Below are 17708 nucleotides of genomic sequence, written 5' to 3' on the forward strand. Positions count from 1 at the left end.
CGGACACGTTCACGGAGAGGCGACCAGGTGGCTGAAGACCTACGGGACAAGCTCGGCGCGCAACACCTGCCGTTACGCGATCAGGTCCTCGCCGCGCTGCGGACCGCCATCATCGACGGCGACTACCTTCCCGGAGAACGGCTCACCGAGGACCGGCTGGCCGAGGACTTTGGCGTCTCCCGCAACCCCGTCCGGGAGGCTCTGCGCGTCGTGGAGGCGGAGGGCTTCGTCGTGATCCTCCCCCGCCGGGGAGCTGTCGTCGCCTCACCGAGCAGCGGGACGATCGCCGACATGTTCGCCGTCCGCGAGCGCCTGGAGACGCTGGCCGCCCGGCTGGCTGCCGAGCGGGCGACCGCAGCGGACGTGGCGGCCCTGCGCGCCCTGCTCGACCAGGGCCGCGAGGCGACGCAGCGGCAGGACCTGGCCCGGGTCGCCGAGCTGAACAGCGCACTCCACCTGCGCATCCTCCAGATCAGTGGAAACCCCTGGCTGTCGTCGATCGCCAAGTCGCTCTACCTCCATGTCCAGTGGGTCTTCCGGCTCGGCGCGGCGGAACGCGCACCACACTCGTGGGCCGAGCACATCCAACTCGTCGACGCCATCGAGTCAGGTGACGGTGACCGCGCCGAGCGGGCCGCTCTCGACCACCTCGACGCGGCATCCGCCGCCGCCTACGAGAACGCCGAGGGCGGCTACGGCACCCGCTAACGGCCGCACGCGTAGCCCTGCATCCCCCGGGGGTTCGCACCGGCGGAGAGCACGCCCGTCGCCGGGTCGCGGGTCACGGCGCAGAGCCGACCGAGGCTCCACCCGTCGACGACCCGCACCTCGTGCCCGTACGCCCGCAGGGCGGTCAGGACACCCTCGTCGAGCCGGTCCTCCACCACCAGGACGCCGGGTTCCATGTCCCGTGGATAGAACGACCCCGGCAGGCTGACCGTGTGCCACGCCGGCGCGTCGATGGCCTCCTGCAGGGGTTGACCGCCGACGAGATGCCGCAGCAGGAACGGCAGCTGCCACTGGTCCTGCTGATCGCCGCCGGGTGTGCCGCACGCCAGCACCGGCACCCCGTCGCGGTGCACCATCGTCGGGCTCAGCGTCGTACGCGGCCGACGGCCCGGTGCCAGCGATGAGGCGAGCCCCTCCTCCAGCCAGAACATCTGCAGCCGGCTGCCCAGCGGGAAGCCGAGCTCCGGAATCGTGGGCGAGCTCTGCAACCAGCCGCCACTCGGGGTCGCGGAGATCATGTTGCCCCAGCGGTCGACCACGTCCACGTGGCAGGTGTCGCCACGGGTCACCCCGTCCGCCTGCACCGTCGGCTCCCCCGTCGTCGGATCCGTCGGGTCGGCGCGACGCCCGGCACCGGGTCGGACGTGGGCCGGCAGGCGTGGCTGCGCCCCGTCGGGATGCCCCGGCCGCAGTTCCGCCGACGCGTGATCGCCGATCAGGGCCGCCCGCTCCCGCGCGTAATCCCGGGAGAGCAACGCCTTGGCGGGCACGTCGGCGTCGTCGCCGTACCAGGCCTCCCGGTCGGCGAAGGCGAGCTTGAGTGCCTCGACCTGGGCGTGGACGCCCGTCGCGGTCCCCGGGTCGTACGCGCCGGGGTCGTCGAGCGCGTCGAGGGTGGCCAGTGCCTCCAGCAGCACCGGGCCCTGACCCCAGAACCCGGTCTTCGCCACCGAGTAGCCGTGCCAGTCGAGGGTGGCGGGCGCCTCCCAGGTCGCCGAGTACGCGGCCAGGTCGTCGCCGGTGACGAGCCCGGCATTCGGACGCCCGCTGGAGTCCTGGAACGGTTTCCTGCTGAACCGGTCGATCGCGTCGGCGACGAAACCCGTGCTCCAGGCCCGACGGGCGGCCTCGATCTGCGCCTCCCGGTCGGCGCCGGCCGCCTGCCCCGCCTCGACCAGCCGGCGCAGGGTGCCCGCGTACGCCGGGTTGGTGACCATCTCCCCGGCGGCCGGTGGCCGGCCGCCGCGCAGCCAGAGCGCGGCGGAGGTTGGCCAGTGTTCCTCGAACAACGACCGCACGGCGGCCACGGTGTCACCGACCCGGCCGACCAGCGGGTGGCCGGCGCCGGCGTAGCCGATCGCCGGCTCCAGCACCTCGGCGAGGGTGAGCGTGCCGTGCTCGCGCAGCAGCAGGAGCCAGGCGTCCACGGCACCGGGTACGGCGGCCGCGAGCGGCCCGGCCCCCGGGATGAGGTCCATCCCGAGGGACCGGAAGTGCGCGATGGTGGCGCCGGCCGGCGCGGGCCCCTGCCCGCACAGCACCTTCGGCCTCGGGTCCTGCGCGGTGGCCACGATGGCGGGCACCTCGCCGCCCGGCCCGTTCAGGTGCGGTTCGACGACGTGCAGGACGAACCCGGCGGTGACGGCGGCGTCGAAGGCGTTGCCCCCGCGTTCGAGGATGCCCATCGCCGCCTGGCTGGCGAGCCAGTGCGTCGAGGACACCATGCCGAAGGTGCCCTGCAGCGTGGGTCGGGTGGTGAACGTCATGACAGGACCTCACTCGGATCTGCGGTGCGAACGTCGGGGCCGGTGCCGTCCGACTGAACCAGGTGGCACGCGGCCATGCCGTCGCCGATCGCCGTCTGCTCCGGCACCTCCGTCGCGCATCTGTCGAACGCGAGCGGGCACCGGGTACGGAACCGGCAGCCGGACGGCGGGTCGAGTGCGGACGGCAGGTCGTCGCCGAGCAGCACCGGCTGACGCTGCCGTTGGCGCACCGGGTCCGCCACCGGCGCGGCGGAGAGCAGTGCCTGCGTGTACGGGTGGGCGGGCCGGGCGAAGATCCGCTCGCGGGAGCCCTTCTCGACGAGTTGGCCCAGGTACATCACGGCGATGTCGTCGGCCAGGTACTCGACCGCCGACAGGTCATGGGTGATGAAGAGGCAGGCGAACCCGATGTCGCGTTGCAGGTCGGCGAGGAGGTTGAGCACCGACGCCTGGACGGACACGTCGAGTGCGCTGGTGGGTTCGTCCGCGATGAGCAGCATGGGCTCGGAGATCAGCGCCCGGGCGATGCTGACCCGTTGGCGTTGCCCACCGGACAGCTCGTGGGGGTAGCGACGCGCCACCTCGGCGCGCAGGCCCACCCGTTCGAGTTGCGGAGCGACGCGGGCGTCCCGGTCGCGCCGTGAGATCCGCTTACCGGCCAGCCGCAGAGGCTCGGCCACGATCTCGCCCACCAACATGCGCGGGTCCAGTGACGCGGCCGGGTCCTGGAAGACGATCGACACCGCGCTGCGGTGTGGGCGCAGTCGCCGTCGGGACAGATGGGTGACGTCCGTGCCGGCGATCCGGACCGTCCCCGCGGTCGGCTCGACGAGCCGCACCACGCATCGGCCCACGGTCGACTTCCCGGAACCGCTCTCCCCCACCAGGGCCGTGACCCGGCCTCTCGGGATCGTCAGGGACACTCCGTCCACGGCGCGTACCGGGCCGAAGTGCATCACCAGGTCCTCGATCTCCAGGGCGTTCGGCTGCGGCGTCATCGGTTCGCCTCCTGGGATGTCATGGAGCAGGGGTGCCAACAGGCCGCGAGGTGGTCCGTGCCACCGACCCCTTCCAGGGGCGGGGCGGCGTCGCGGCACTGCGCGTCGGCGGCCGGGCAGCGGTCCGCGAAGGTGCACGCGTCGGGTTGGGTCGACAGGACGGGCACCAGCCCGGGGATCTCCGTCAACCGATCGGTGCCGGCGTGCCTGCCCGGCTGCGGTGACGCCGACAGGAGCCCGGCCGTGTAACGGTGTCGCGGGTACGCGAACAGGTCGTCCACCGGTGCCCGCTCCACCACCCGCCCCGCGTACATGACGACGACGCGGTCCGCGATGTCGGCGATCACGCCGAGATCGTGCGTGATGAAGAGGACGCTCGTGCCGAGCCGGTCACGCAGGTCCCGCAGCACCTGGAGGATGCCGGCCTGGACCGTGACGTCCAGTGCCGTGGTCGGCTCGTCGGCCACCAGCACCTTCGGGCCGCAGGCCACCGCCATCGCGATCATCACGCGCTGGCGCATGCCGCCCGAGAGCTGGTGCGGGTAGGTGTCGACCCGTTGGGCCGCGGACGGGATTCCGACGAGCGTCAGCAACTCGACGGCGCGAGCCCGCGCCGCCCGTCGGGACATCCGCTCGTGGACCTGAAGCACCTCCCCGATCTGACGCCCGACGGTGAGCACCGGGTTCAAGGACGTCATCGGCTCCTGGAAGATGTAGGCGATCTCCTGGCCGCGTATCCGGCGGAGCGCCGACTCGCGGGCACCGACCAGTTCGGTGCCGTTGAGGCGCACCGAACCGGAGACCCGGGCGCTGCCAGGCAGCAGGCCGGCGAGGCTCATCGCGGTGACGCTCTTTCCGCACCCGGACTCGCCCACCATCCCGACGATCTCCCCGGGTGCGAGATCCAGGCTGACACCGTCGACTGCCGAGACGGTGCCGGTCTCGGTCGGAAAGGACACCGAGAGATCGCGTATCGCCAAGACTGGGGCGTCCCGTTCGACAGTGGTCATCGCCGGTCTCCCTTCGGGTCGAGGGCGTCGCGGAGGGCATCACCGAAGACGTTGAACGCCAGTGCCAGACCCATGATCACGACGCCGGGGAGGACCGCGGCCCACGGTGCCCGGGCAGCGAACTGCTGGGCGGTGGCCAACATGGTGCCCAGACTGGGCGCCGGTGGCTGGATGCCGAGGCCGAGGAACGACAGCACCGCCTCGCCGAGGATCGCGGCCGGGATCGCGACCGTGGCCTGCACCAGGATCACCGACGTCGCGTTCGGCAGGATGTGCCGGGCCAGCACCCACAGGTCACTCGCCCCGTCCACGACGGCTGCCGCGACGAAGTCCAGCGACTTGAGGCGCAGCGTGTCCGAGCGGACGACCCGGATCACCCCGGGGATCTGGGCGATGCCGATGGCCACCGCGGCGTTGCCGAGGCTGGCTCCCCGGATGGCCGCCAGCCCCACCGCCATGATCAGGAACGGGAACGCCAGCAGCAGGTCGGTGAAGCGCGAGATCACGGCGTCCCACGCCCGGAAGTAACCGGCCGCGAGCCCGAGTGGCACCCCGATGACCAGGGAGGTCGCCACCGCCAGGAGCCCCACCTGCAACGACGCCCGCGCACCGAGCATGATGCGGGAGAGGACGTCCCGACCGAGGTCGTCGGTGCCGAGCACGTGCCCGGGGGTGCCGGGAGGTGCGAACGTACGGGCGAAGTCGGTCTGGTCGACGGAGTAGGGCGAGATCCACGGCGAGAGCAGCGCGATGACGGCCGCCAGCGCGAGCACGACGAAGCTCACGACGGCGAGCGGGTTGCGGCGCAACCGCCGCAGCACGCGTGTTCGCCGGGTGATGCTGACGCCGGTCTCCGCCATCGGTACGGTGAGGACGGTCATGCCGGATCTCCCGTCACCCGGATCCGTGGATCAATGACCGAGTAGAGCAGATCCACGAAGAAGTTGATCACAATGTAGGCCGTCGCGGTGAGCAGGACGACGGCCTGGATCACCGGGTAGTCCCGTTGGAACACCGCGTCGATGGTCATCTTGCCGAAGCCCGGCAGCCCGAAGATCTGCTCGGTGACGACCGCGCCCGAGATCAGGCCGCCGAGTTGGAGGCCCACGACGGTCACCACCACGATGAGGCTGTTCCGCAGGGCGTGCCGGGTGATGACAGCGCGCGGTCGCAGACCCTTCGCCTTCGCCGTACGCACGTAGTCGGAGGAGAGCGAGTCCAGCATGGCCGACCGGGTCTGCCGCATGATGATGGCGGCGAGGCCGGTCCCGAGGATCACCGCCGGCAGGACGATGTGGTGCAGGTTGTCCACCGGATCCTCCAGGATCGGCACGAAGCCGGAGGCGGGGAACAGCCCGGTCGCCACGGACAGGTAGAGGATCGCGAGCAGCCCGAGCCAGAAGTGCGGCACCGACAGGCCGATCAGGGCCAGGCCGTTGGCCAACCACTCCGCGGGGCGCCCGCGGCGCACGGCCGCGAGCACCCCGGCGCCGACGCCGAGCGCCGTGGCGATGAGGATGGCCAGGACGGCGAGTTCGACGGTGACCGGCAGGGCCGTCGTGAGCATCGACGAGACCGGTGTTCCGGTACGGATCGACACTCCGAAGTCGCCCTGCGCCATGCGCTCCACGTACTGCGCGAACTGCAGTGGCAGCGGCTGGTCCAGCCCGTAGTGGTGACGAATGGCCTCCAGCGCCTCCGGTGACCGGTCCTCCCCCGCCAGCGCGAGGGCCGGATCACCGGGGAGCGCCCGGACACCGAAGAACACCACGATCGTCGACAACAGCAGGGTCAGCGCCGACTGCCAGGCGCGGGTGAGGAGATACCGGGCCACGGCGCCCTACTTGGTGAAACCGGCGAAGGCCGCGCGGATCACGCCGTCCGGGAACACCTGCAAGCCCTGGATCTGCTTGCTGACGGCGGTCAGGTTCCGCTGCCGGTAGAGGTAGATCAGCGCGTCGTCCTGCTGGAGCAGCGCGACCGCCTGCCCGTACAGCTTCTTGCGCTCCTCGACGTCGCCGGCCTGGCGGGCCTGGGTCAGCAGGGTGTCGAGCTGGGGGTTGCTGTAGCCCGAGACGTTCTGGCTGGCCCCGGTGCCGACGAAGTTCGTGATGTTGGCGTCCGGGTCGATCCGTCCGCTCCAGCCCAGCTGCAGCAGCTCGAAGTTGCCGCGGTCCTGCTCGTCGAGGAGCGACGAGTACTCCACGGGGTTGATCTTCAGTTCGAATCCGCCGTCCTTGACCATGGACTGCAGCGCCTGCGCGAGGCGCAGCGTGTCGGGCGTGTTCGACGCGAGCATCGTGACCGCGTACGGCGTCTGCACGCCCGCCTCGGCCAGCAACTGCTTGGCCTTGGCGGGGTCGTGCGCCGGGCAGTTCTGCGCCTCGGGGGACGAGAACGGGCTCGCGGGCGAGATGGGTGAGCAGGCAGCGGTGTGGACGCCGTTGAAGACGGCGCCGACCAGGGCCTTGCGGTCGATGGCGTGCTCGAAGGCCTGCCGCACCTTGGCGTTCTGCGCGAGAGGGCGGTTGATCGGCTTGGGTGCGGTGCCGACACCGTCCACGTTGCCGATGTTGATGGTGAGGCCCTGGTAGCCGAGGGACTGCGACTGCAGGACGGAGAGCGAGGCGTCCTGCCGCAGGGAGCCGACGTCCTGGGTGGAGACGCTGTCGGCGACCTGCGCGTCGCCGGAGCGCAGGTTGGCGGCGCGGATGCTCGCGTCGCTGAGGATTCGCCACGAGATGGCCTCGAGGTGGACCTTGTTCGCCTCGTAGTAGTTCGGGTCCTTCACGACGTCGATCGAGTTCTGCGGCACCCGCTTGGCGAACTTGAACGGGCCGACGCAGACCGGCGCCGAGGCGAAGTCGTCGCCGAGGCTCTGCAACGCCTTGGCGCTCATGACCATGCCGGCCCGGTCGGCGAGGGCACCGAGCAGGGGCGCGAACGGCTGCTTCAGGCGGAGGACGACGGTCTGCGCGTCAGGGGTGTCGACGCCGTCGATGGGACCGAGTTCGCTCTTGCGCGCGGACCGGGCGTTGGTGAGGTGTCGCTGCAGGGTGGCCTTCACCGCGGCCGAGTCGAACGCCGTCCCGTCCGCGAAGCGCACGCCCTGACGCAGCGCAATGGTCACCGTCCGGCCGTCGCTGCTCGTGGTGGGCAGGGCGGTCGCGAGCTGCGGTACGACCTGCGCCTGTTCGTTGACGTCGTAGAGCTTCTGGCACATCGCCTGGAAGACATAGCGGGAGTAGAGGCTCCTCGACAGCGTCGGGTCCAGCGCGTCGGGCTCTGCGGAGAGGGCGATGACCAGTTTGCCGCCCTGCTTGACGGCGGCGGGGTCCGCCGGCGTACCGAAGGAATCTTGCCCGGCCGACTGGTTGTCGCCGGGTTGGTCGCCGCTACCGCCGTTCGACACCGGTGAGCAGGCAACGACCGTGCAGACAGCAGCGGCCGCCGCCACGGCGGCCCGGAGTACACGGCGGCGAAGCGGGCTCGTTTCGCTGACGGAGAGGTTCGTCATGGAGAGCTCCTCGAGTGGGCGATTCGGGGAGCGTATGTTGTATACGATGACCGCCGCAAGACCTCCACGAATGACTCTCGAGGCACCCCGCGCAGGCCTGCACCATGGGCGAACCCGGCCCAGGATCAGCCGGCGGGCCGCGCCCGACTGCCCCGGAAGAGGCTGAGCAGGACGACCAGAGCGAGCACCGCCACCACCGCGCTGAAGATCTCGCCAGCGGGACGCAGCCCGATCGTCTGAATCAGCAGGCCGACCCCGACCGCGGGCACGCCGAGCATGGCGAACAGGATGGCGAAGAAGGTCGACACGGCCTCGGCCTGGTGCTGCGGCGCGGTCTTCATCGTGATCGTCGCGATGCCGTCGCCGACCGCGACCCCGGACGCCACCCCGATGATCGCCGCGCTGATCATCAGCGTCGCCAGCAGCGCCATCCACATGCTGAACGCGAGCAGGCCGGCCCCCACGATCAGGCCGGCGCAGGCGCTGGCCAGCGCGGCGCGCGAGGCCAGGACGCGGGTCAGCAACTGACCGAACGCGGCACCGGCGAAGGCCACGAAGACCACCAGCGCGGCCCGTGTGTGAGAGGTCTCGTGCAGGACCATGCCGAGGAACAACCCGCTCACCGACGTGAGCACCCCGAGAGCGGCGAAGCCCGCCCCGCCGGTGATCGCGGAGCGGACGAAGGCGCCGCGAATGTCCGCCGGCACGTACAACCGTTGCACTCGTAGGGTCACCGGCGAGCGCTCCCGCACCGTCTCCGGTACGCCGCGCAGCGCGATGATCGCGATCACCGCCAGGACCAGCACGATGGCCCAGGGCAGGCGAAGCGGGTCGGGCGCCACGTCCGACACGATCCCGGCCAGCAGAGTGCCGGTGGCGAGACCACCGAGGTTCGCGAAGATCGACACGGTGGCGGCTCGTTTCGGATGCCGCGGGCTGATCAACTCTGCCAGCGCCGCGGTAGCCGCGCCGATGATCAGCGCGGCGGAGAACCCGGCGAGGATCCGACCCACCACGATCATCGCCAGGTCCACGGCAGCCAGGAAGACAGCGTCCGCGGCGACGGAGAGGAGCAACGCCGCGAGGATGACCGGACGCCGGCCGATCTGGTCGGAGAGCCGACCGAAGACCAGCAGCCCGACGACCACGCCCAGCGCGTACAACGCGTAGACCACGGTCACGGTCAACGACGAGAAGCCGAACTCCATCTCGTAGAGCGGGTAGAGCGGGGTCGGCACGGTGGTGCCCACGAGCGTGATCCAGAAGGCGAACGCGACCCGCACCGCGCCGGACGTGGAACTGGACCGTGTCACTCGTACAGCTTGGGTCTCGGTCCTGATCTGAGGTGCGGTAAACGGACCTAAACGCCCGCATCAGGTGGCGCGCGGGTCGCGGTGGGAAGCGGCTCTCGGCGAACCGCCTCCCACCGCGTACTCCTAGGAGTTGTACGCCTGCGCCGTCACCGTGACCTGGCGGGCGAGGCCCGAACGCGCCGGCCAGGAGATCACCACCTGACGGGTCTCCCCCGGCAGCAGCCAGAAGTAGTTGTCGTCGTAGCGGACCGGAAGGACCCGGTTACCGCGCTGGTCGCGCACGGCCAGCCGAACCAGGGCGGCGACCGTACGGCCCTGGTTGCGGACCGTCGTGGTGACGGTGTTCCGGCCGTCCACGACGCGCACGGTGCTCGACGACGTCGAGAGTCGGGTGCTCGGAACGTCGTTGAGCGCCCGCATCTGCTCGGCCTTGTCGTACCGCCAGTAGGTGTTCTCCGTGAGCAACCGGTCGCGGCTGTCCCGCAGCTCCAGCCGGACCAGGTGCAGGCCGCCACCGTCCGGCGCGGCGAGCGGAAAGACCGGCGTGGTGGCCGAACGGGCCACGTCCACCCGCTGACGCTGGGGTGTGCCCAACAACCGGCCGCTCAGGTCGTAGCGTCGGGCGGTGACCGTGACGCCGGCCAGCGCCGCAGCGCTGTGGTTGACCACCCGGACCTGCCAGGTGCCCGGGTCGGCCTGGACGTGCAGCGGCTCGCACCCCTTGCGGGCGCCGTAGTAGGCGCCGTTCACGTCGAGGTCGTAGTCGTAGGTCTGCCAGACCGTGCTGTGCCACGCCGGGTGCGACATCCACAGCAGCAGGCCGGTGGCGTCCTGCCACAGGTTGGCGTTCCACGCCTCGAACATGGCGCGGTGGCTCTCGTAGTTGACGAACTGCGCCCGGGTGGCGAACTCGTCGAGCGAGTCGGACTCGCCGAGCCGCGCGTCGATCGCCGCCTGGTACGTGCCGACCCGTTGGTTACCGATGGTCGACCAGTCGTGGTAGTTCCACACCTCGCCGATCGGCCACTCCGGCGCGTCACCGACGAGGTTGCGCATGCTCTCGACCACGGACACCACCGGCATGCCGATCTCGGTGTGGAAGCCGAACGCACCGGTGTCGTACGTGTTCCTGTTGTTGTAGGTCTCCGGCTCCACCCAGTGGTACGGGCCGTGGCCACTGACGATGCCGCCGGCCGAGTTGGGGATGTAGAGGATCTCCGGGTGCTCGGTGGCCGCGGCCTGCTTGAGCCCGGCGTCCACGATCGGCGGCGGGTCACCCTCGTTCGCGCCGCACCACACCACGATGCTCGGGTGGTGGCGGAACCGCCGGATCGTGTCGGCGGCGATGTCCACGTAGCCGGGCGGGTTGGGCAGGAACGCGCCCGCCTGCCAGAAGTCGTTCCACACCAGGATGCCCTGCTCGTCGCAGGCCTGGTACAGCTCCTCGCGGTTGCTGCTGCCGAGCCAGTTGCGGATCATGGTGAAGTTCATGTCGCGGTGCATCTCGACCGTGTCGGCCAGCCGGTCCGGCAGCACCCGGCGCAGCAGCTCGTCCCAGCCCCAGTTGCCGCCCCGGGCGAACACCGGCACGCCATTGACGCTGATCTTGAGCTGGGTGACGGCGTTGCTGACCGACCTGACGTCGGTCCACCGCTGCCCGTCGTCCGAGACCTGGATGACGAAGTCACGGGCGTACGCCTGCTCCCAGACGATCGTGACCTGGTCGAAGCTGACCGGCTTGCCGAGGTCGACCTGGATCCACTGGTTGTCCTCGAACTTCGAGGACCACCGGGTCCGTGGGTTACCGTCGACGGCCCGGTCCGGGCCGTTCGAGTCGCTGTCGGACGACGAGGCGGTGGCGGTGGCGTGCAGGGCCAGGTCGACGCCCGGCTCGGCCTGCCGCTGCACGGAGAGCGCCCACATGGACACGCCCCACGAGGTCACCCGCGCGCCGGTCTGGATCCGCAGGTGCTGCGCGGTCTGGCTCGCGAACGTCTCGACCTGGGTGGCACGGCTGCCGAGCGGGGTGTCGTTGCTGACCGCCGTCGCGTCGCTCCAGGCGTCCCCGTCGGCGGAGACCTGGATGCGGTAGTCGAGCGCGTACGCCTGCTCCCACACGATGGTGACCCGGTCGAAGTCGACGGCCGTGCCCAGGTCGACCTGGATCCACTGGTTGTCCTCGGCCTGCGAGGCCCAGCGCGTCGCGGGGTCACCGTCGACGGCCTTGCCGGGCCCGTTGGTGTCGTTCTCCGACGACGACGCGGTCGCGTCCCGACGCAGGGCCAGATCCGGGCCGGTGCCGTCGGCCACCGACAACGCGAACATCGAGATGCCCCAGCCGGTGGCGCGCTGGCCGGCCTGGATGCGCACGTGCCGCGTGTGCTGCCGGTCGAACGTGACGGTCTGGGTCGCGGCGCCGTCGACGAACTCCAGCGGAGGCTTGCCGGGCGGCGAGATCACGATCGGCTGGTGCCAGTCGTAGGCGAACTCCCGGATACCGAAGCGGAGCTGACGTCGGTCGCTGACCGACCGCTTGACGGTGGCGGTGAGCGTGAGGTCGTACAGGTGGGGGTCGCCGTAGCCGTTGGGCCACCACAGCCGGGGGTTGTGCAGGCGCAGCGCGCGGAAGCGCTCCGGCGCGAAGGTGACCGTGGTGCTCCCGCCCGCGGGGACGGTCACCGTGGACTCGACCCGCACCTTGTCGAACTCCGCCCGCACGGTGACCGTGCTGGCGGTGGTCGCCGCGTTGCGTACCGGCACCCTGATGGTGACCTCGGCGGTGTCGGTGCCGGGCAGGTCGGGAAGCGTGGTCTGGACGTGCGGATCGCCGACGACCACCGCGCCGGTGCTGCGCAGGCGGACGTGGTCCCACAGGCCGGTGACCCGGTCGCGGACAGCGGGCATCCAGTCCCACCCGGACACCGCCAGGTAGGTCGGCGCGTCGAGGTAGTGGTGGGCCGACTGGAGGAAGGTACGACCGTCGGTGCCCTTGTCGCCGGGGGTGCCCGGGTGCGGCATCGGGGTGACCCGGACGGCGAGGACGTGCTCGCCCCGGTGACCGGCGAGGGCGTCGGTGATGTCGAAGGCCGCCCGCGCGAACGGGTGCTTGACGCTGCCGACCTGCACGCCGTTGACCCAGGCGGTGGCCTCGTGGTTGATGCCGTCGAACTCGAGCCAGATCCGGCGACCGGCGGAGCCGTCCAGCTCGCGCGGCAGCCGCAGCGCACGCCGGTACCACCACGTGTGCCGGGACAGCGCCTCCGGGATGCGCATGTTGTTGAAGCCGGCCACCGGGTCGGGCAGGTGGCCCTGGTCGACCAGGGTGCCCAGCACGGTGCCGGGCACCGTCGCCGGCAGCCAGGACCGGACGTCGACGCCAGCCCGGGAGAGTTCGGCGCCGTCGGCGGTGCCGGCGAAGTCGTCCATCGTCAGCGACCAGCCCGACTCCAGCGGCACCGTACCGTCGGCGGCCACCGTGAGCTGGGGTGTCGGGCCGGTGTTGCTGCCCTCCCAGCTGGTCCAGCCCTCGGCCTTCGGCCGGCCCGCCAGGGCGACGCCGTAGACCTGGAAGCCGTTGAGGCCCACCGGGTTGCTGTTCGAGCGCTTCGTGGCCGTCATACGGATCCACCGCGCGGTGACCGGCTGCGGCAGCTTGACGGCCTGCACGCCGCCCTGCCCCTCGGTGGTCTCGTACACCGACCGCCAGTCGCGGCCGTCGGTGGAGACCTCGATCCGGTACGCCGTGGCAGCGCTGGAGAGGATCTCGTCGCCGTCGGTGTCGGTGTAGTTGCCGTCGAACGGCCCGTCGGTGAGCGTGGCCTCGAAGACCAGGGTGACGGCCTCGATGCGGCACGGAGCCTGCAGGTCCACCGAGATCCACTGTGGATCGTTGTTGGCTGCTCGCCAGCCACTCCCCCGAACACCGACCTGCGGCAGACCATCCACGGCGAAGGTGGCGGCCGTCGGCGCGTAGTCGGTCGAGGAGACCGCCACCGGGCGGTACCGGGCAAGGTCGGTGGCCGGCGGGGTGGCGGTCGGCGTCGCCGGAGCGGCGGCTGCGACGGCGTCCGGTAGGACCGCGGCAACCCCGACCGACGCCAGCAGAGTGGCTCCGGCGGAGAGGAAGGTACGCCGCGATACGGGCGAAAGCTCGGACATCTTGCCTCCAGATCTGACAACGTTGTCAGATGAAGGTCGCTGACAACGTTGTCAGATGGTGGCCCCATGTTTCACCTGAGTCAAGGGCCGGCGTCCGTCGTGATTCCACGAACACGGTGCGGCACCAGGGAGTCCTGGTCTCCCCGTCAACTAACCCGGTGGCCGACACCGGCAGCCTGGTCGGGCGGCGACCCGCTCCCGCGGTCAGCCGGCCGCCGATCCGCCCTCGTCGTGCCCGGGTTCCCGGCGGTGGTACTCGGGGCGAAGCTCCGCGCTGGCGAACGCCGCCTGCACCGCCGCCGAGAGCGCGACCATGTCGTACGCGCCGTGGTGGCGCCGGCCGTTGATGAAGAAGGTCGGCGTCCCGGTGACGCCGCTGAGATCGGCCGAGTCGACGTCCTCGGCGATCCGGTCGACGCCCATTCGCTTGACCATGTGCTCCCGGAACCGATCGAGGTTCAACCCGAGCTGTTCGGCGTATCCGAGCACATCGTCGGGGTTGAGTGCGTCCTGGTGCGCGAGAAGCAGGTCGTGCATTTCCCAGAACGCGCCCTGCTCGCCCGCCGCCTCGGCTGCCTCAGCGGCGAGTTGGGCGTTCGGGTGGACGTCCGTCAGAGGCAGGTGCCGCCAGACGTACCGGACGTTGGCGAAGGCGGCCCGCAGTTCCCGGACCACCGGCTCGGCCTGCCCGCAGTAGGGGCATTCGAAGTCGCCGTATTCCACCACCGTCACCGGCGCTTCGCTCGACCCGCGCACGTGGTCGCGCTCCGAATCGACCGGAAGCATCAGGTCGACGATCCCCTCGGCGACGCCCAGGAGCGCGCGCGCACGCCGCGCCGGCGAGAGCCGGGCGGCAGAGCGGAACACCAACCAGGTGACGACGGAGGCACCAACCGTCGCGACGAGGATGCCGAGCTTCGCCTCCTCCAGCGCCGGGCCGTGCAGCGCATGGTTGGCGATCAGCAGGGCGACGGTGAACCCGATGCCGGAGACCGCGCCCACCCCGGCGACGGCGAGCCAGCCGACCGGTGGCCGGAACCGGTTGCCGCTCAGCCGCGCGACCAGCCACGAGACGGCCAGGATTGCGGCCGGCTTGCCGACGACGTACGCCGCCACGACGCCGAGCGTGACCGGCGACGTCACGGCCCTGGCCAGGAGCTCGCCGTTGATCACGATCCCGACGTTCGCCAGCGCGAAGAGCGGCACGACCACGTAGCTCGCCAACGGATGGTAGAGGGTCTGCAACCGCTCGTTCGGCGACAGCGCCGAGGTGAGCCCGGCATGGGCCGAACGGGCGAGCTGTGGGGTGGGCTGTTCCCGGAAGAGGCGGAACTGGTCGCTCGCCCGCTGCAGTTCGCTGCGGCCGGGGGCGTAGGCGTAGGTCAGCAACCCCATCACCAGGCCCACCACGACCGGGTCGACACCGGACTCCGAAACCGCGACCCAGGCCGCCACCCCCAGCAGCGCATAAACCGGCCCGAACCGCACGCCCCGCGCCCGGACGAGCAGGACGACGCCGAAGATCCCCGCCGCGACGAGCAGCGCGGTCGGCGCAGGATGTTCCGGGTACGCGATCGCCAGCACCGCGATCGCGACCAGGTCGTCGACGACGGAGACCGTCAGCAGGAAACCCCGCAGCCGATCCGAGAAACGCGGCCCGAAGACGGCCAGCGCGCCGAGCGCGAGCGCCGTGTCCGTGGCCATCACCACGCCCCAGCCCGCGGCGGTGGTGCGTCCGGCGTTGATCGCGAGATAGATCCCGATCGGCAGGATCATGCCGCCGAGCCCGGCCAGCATCGGCAACGCCAGCCGACGCCGTTCCCGCAGCTCGCCGATGTCGAATTCGCGGCGCAGCTCCAGCCCCGCGACCAGGAAGAAGAACGTCATCAGGCCGCTGTTGACCCAGGTACGCAGGTCGTGTGACACGGGCCAGTCGCCGAGCTGGATCGAGAGGGGGGTGTTCCAGACCGACTCGTACGACGACACGTGCAGGTTGGCCCACACGAGAGCCGCCACCGCGGCGACCAGCACCACGCGCGCACCGCCGGTCTCGGTGCGCAGGAACGAGCGCAGCGGAGCGTTGAACCGGCCTCCCCAGGTGGTCCGCGCGGACCATCCCGGGCGCGGGTTGTTGCTCGTCACGGGGACAATCTTCGTTGACCTGATGGTCACGTGGTTCGGATTCGGGCACATGGCGACCGGCCGATACGAGCACGGGGCTGAATCCCCTACTCCTCCTCGGCGAACACGACCGCGCGGCGCTGACGAATCGTCGGGAGGACGGCGACGACGAGCGCTGCGAGGGCCAGGACCAGGAGCACCGCAGAGATCGGTCGGGTCAGGAAAACAGACGGGTCGCCGCGGGAGATGATGAGCGCGCGCCGCAGGTTCTCCTCAAGCAGCGGGCCGAGGACGAAGCCGAGCAGCAGGGGCGCCGGCTCGCAGCCACACTTGATCAGGACGTAGCCCAGGATCCCGAAGAACGCGATCGCGTAGACGTCGTAGGCGTTGAAGCTCAGTGAGTAGGTGCCGATCGCCGCGAACAGGATGATCATCGGGAACAGCACCTGGTACGGGATGCGCAGCATGCGTACCCAGAGGCCGATCAGCGGCAGGTTCAGCAGCAGGAGCAGCACGTTGCCGATCCACATCGACGCGATCAGGCCCCAGAACAGCGCCGGTTCTTCGTTGATGACGTTCGGGCCGGGGGTGATGCCGTGGACGATGAACGCGCCGATCATCAGTGCCATGACCGGATGGGCGGGCAGACCCAGGGTGAGCAGCGGGATGAACGACGTCTGCGCGGCGGCGTTGTTCGCCGACTCGGGGCCGGCGACACCCTCGATCGCGCCGCGCCCGAACTCCTGTGGCCGCTTCGAGACCCGCTTCTCGACGGCGTACGAGGTGAACGAGGCCAGCACGTGGCCGCCGCCGGGCAGGACGCCGAGCGCGGCGCCGAGACCGGTGCCTCGCAGGATCGGGGCGACCATGCGACGCCGGTCCTCGCGGGTCGGCCAGAGGTTCGTCACCTTGCTGACGATCGCCGTACGGGTCTGCTCGTTCTCCAGGTTGCGCAGGATCTCGGCCACCCCGAACAGGCCCACGGCGACCGACACGAAGTCGAGGCCGCCGTACAGCTCGCGCTGCTCGAACACGAAGCGGGGCGTTCCGGTGTAGATGTCCTGGCCGACCGTGCCGAGCAGCACGCCGAGCGCGATCATCGCCAGTGCCTTGAGCGCCGTGCCCCGCGCCAGCGCGATCGACACGATCAGGCCGAACAGCACGAGCGAGAAGTATTCGGCCGGGCCGAACTTCAACGCGACGCTGGCCAGTGGCGGGGCCGCGGCAGCCAGCGCCAGAGTGGCGACCGTACCCGCGAAGAAGGACCCGATCGCCGCGGCCGCCAGGGCCGGGCCGGCCCGGCCCTGGCGGGCCATTTCATGCCCGTCCAGCGCGGTGACCGCCGCGGACGACTCACCGGGCAGGTTGATCAGGATGGCGGTCGTCGAACCGCCGTACTGTGCGCCGTAATAGATACCGGCCAGCATGATCAGCGCCGTCACCGGCTCGAAGCTGAACGTGATCGGCAGCAGCATCGCCACCGTCGCCGTCGGCCCGATGCCGGGCAGCACGCCGACCGCGGTCCCGAGCAGCACTCCCACGAAGCAGTAGAGGACGTTCTGGACCAGGAGGGCCGTCGAGAAGCCCAGCGCGAGGTTGTCGAGGAGTTCCATGCCTCAATCCGGATGCCGCGTCAGAACCCGAGCCACGGGCCCCATAGCGGGATCCGCAGCTGAAGTCCGACGACGAAGATGAGCGTGCTGGCCACGGTCAGCCCGGCGGCCACGGCCACGGCCGTGAGTAGTCGTACGCGTGCGCTGGCCAGCGTGGTGAGCAGTGCGGTCACCGCCGTCGTCGGTACGAATCCGAGGCGCCGGATGGTGAATCCGAAGAACAGGACCGCGAGCACGATGACGGCGACCGCTCGCCATGGGATCGGTCCGAACGGGATCACCTCACCGGCGATGAGTCCCTTGCCGACGATCGCCAGGCCCAGGGCGACCACGGTCGCGCCGACCAGCAGCGGGAAGGCGCCGGGGCCCATCCGTGTCGGGGTGCCCAGCTCGTAGCCGAGCGCCCCCACCACGAATGCGCCACCGATCAGGACGAAGATTCCCCCGGCGAGGACGTCCGGGAACGACCGACGGCCCTCCACC

12 protein-coding genes are annotated in these 17708 nt (G+C 70.7%); 1 reads left to right on the forward strand and 11 read right to left on the reverse strand.

From position 1 onward, the window contains the following. Positions 1-27 precede the first annotated feature (27 nt). Positions 28-708: a GntR family transcriptional regulator gene (locus PCA76_RS19440; RefSeq protein WP_272611871.1), complete on the forward strand. Its 681-nt coding sequence runs from the start codon at positions 28-30 to the stop codon at positions 706-708. Here PCA76_RS19440 and PCA76_RS19445 read toward each other — a convergent pair. The 11 genes from PCA76_RS19445 to PCA76_RS19495 form a co-directional block, all read right to left on the reverse strand. Further along, the gene (locus PCA76_RS19445) at positions 705-2495 is read right to left on the reverse strand and encodes a gamma-glutamyltransferase family protein (protein WP_272611872.1); all 1791 of its coding nucleotides are present in this window, start codon (positions 2493-2495) and stop codon (positions 705-707) included. The genes PCA76_RS19440 and PCA76_RS19445 overlap by 4 nt on opposite strands. After that, the gene (locus PCA76_RS19450; protein WP_272611873.1) at positions 2492-3493 is read right to left on the reverse strand and encodes an ABC transporter ATP-binding protein; all 1002 of its coding nucleotides are present in this window, start codon (positions 3491-3493) and stop codon (positions 2492-2494) included. Before PCA76_RS19450 ends, PCA76_RS19445 begins: the two co-directional genes overlap by 4 nt. Next, entirely contained in the window at positions 3490-4503 is a 1014-nt protein-coding gene (locus PCA76_RS19455; RefSeq protein ID WP_272611874.1) for an ABC transporter ATP-binding protein, read from the reverse strand. Before PCA76_RS19455 ends, PCA76_RS19450 begins: the two co-directional genes overlap by 4 nt. Next, positions 4500-5384 (reverse strand): ABC transporter permease, encoded by an 885-nt coding sequence (locus PCA76_RS19460; RefSeq protein ID WP_272611875.1) that lies wholly within the window; start codon positions 5382-5384, stop codon positions 4500-4502. Before PCA76_RS19460 ends, PCA76_RS19455 begins: the two co-directional genes overlap by 4 nt. Further along, complete coding sequence (locus PCA76_RS19465) at positions 5381-6337, reverse strand: ABC transporter permease (protein WP_272611876.1); 957 nt, start codon at positions 6335-6337, stop codon at positions 5381-5383. Before PCA76_RS19465 ends, PCA76_RS19460 begins: the two co-directional genes overlap by 4 nt. A 6-nt stretch (positions 6338-6343) precedes the next feature. After that, complete coding sequence (locus tag PCA76_RS19470; RefSeq protein WP_272611877.1) at positions 6344-8020, reverse strand: ABC transporter substrate-binding protein; 1677 nt, start codon at positions 8018-8020, stop codon at positions 6344-6346. Between the two features lie 125 nt (positions 8021-8145). After that, positions 8146-9333 carry an MFS transporter gene (locus PCA76_RS19475; protein ID WP_272611878.1) on the reverse strand — a complete coding sequence of 396 codons (1188 nt, stop codon included), beginning with the start codon at positions 9331-9333 and terminating at the stop codon, positions 8146-8148. A 123-nt stretch (positions 9334-9456) separates the two neighbouring features. Beyond that, positions 9457-13491 carry a discoidin domain-containing protein gene (locus tag PCA76_RS19480; protein ID WP_272611879.1) on the reverse strand — a complete coding sequence of 1345 codons (4035 nt, stop codon included), beginning with the start codon at positions 13489-13491 and terminating at the stop codon, positions 9457-9459. Between the two features lie 204 nt (positions 13492-13695). Then, a complete protein-coding gene (locus tag PCA76_RS19485) occupies positions 13696-15633 on the reverse strand; it encodes a Na+/H+ antiporter NhaA (protein ID WP_272611880.1) in 1938 nt (645 codons plus the stop codon). 86 nt (positions 15634-15719) lie between these two features. Then, complete coding sequence (locus tag PCA76_RS19490) at positions 15720-17225, reverse strand: tripartite tricarboxylate transporter permease (RefSeq protein ID WP_272611881.1); 1506 nt, start codon at positions 17223-17225, stop codon at positions 15720-15722. Between the two features lie 20 nt (positions 17226-17245). Continuing rightward, positions 17246-17707 carry a tripartite tricarboxylate transporter TctB family protein gene (locus PCA76_RS19495; RefSeq protein WP_272611882.1) on the reverse strand — a complete coding sequence of 154 codons (462 nt, stop codon included), beginning with the start codon at positions 17705-17707 and terminating at the stop codon, positions 17246-17248. Position 17708 lies beyond the last annotated feature (1 nt).

This window comes from Micromonospora sp. LH3U1 (assembly GCF_028475105.1).
In the GTDB taxonomy this organism is placed as follows: Bacteria; Actinomycetota; Actinomycetes; order Mycobacteriales; family Micromonosporaceae; genus Micromonospora.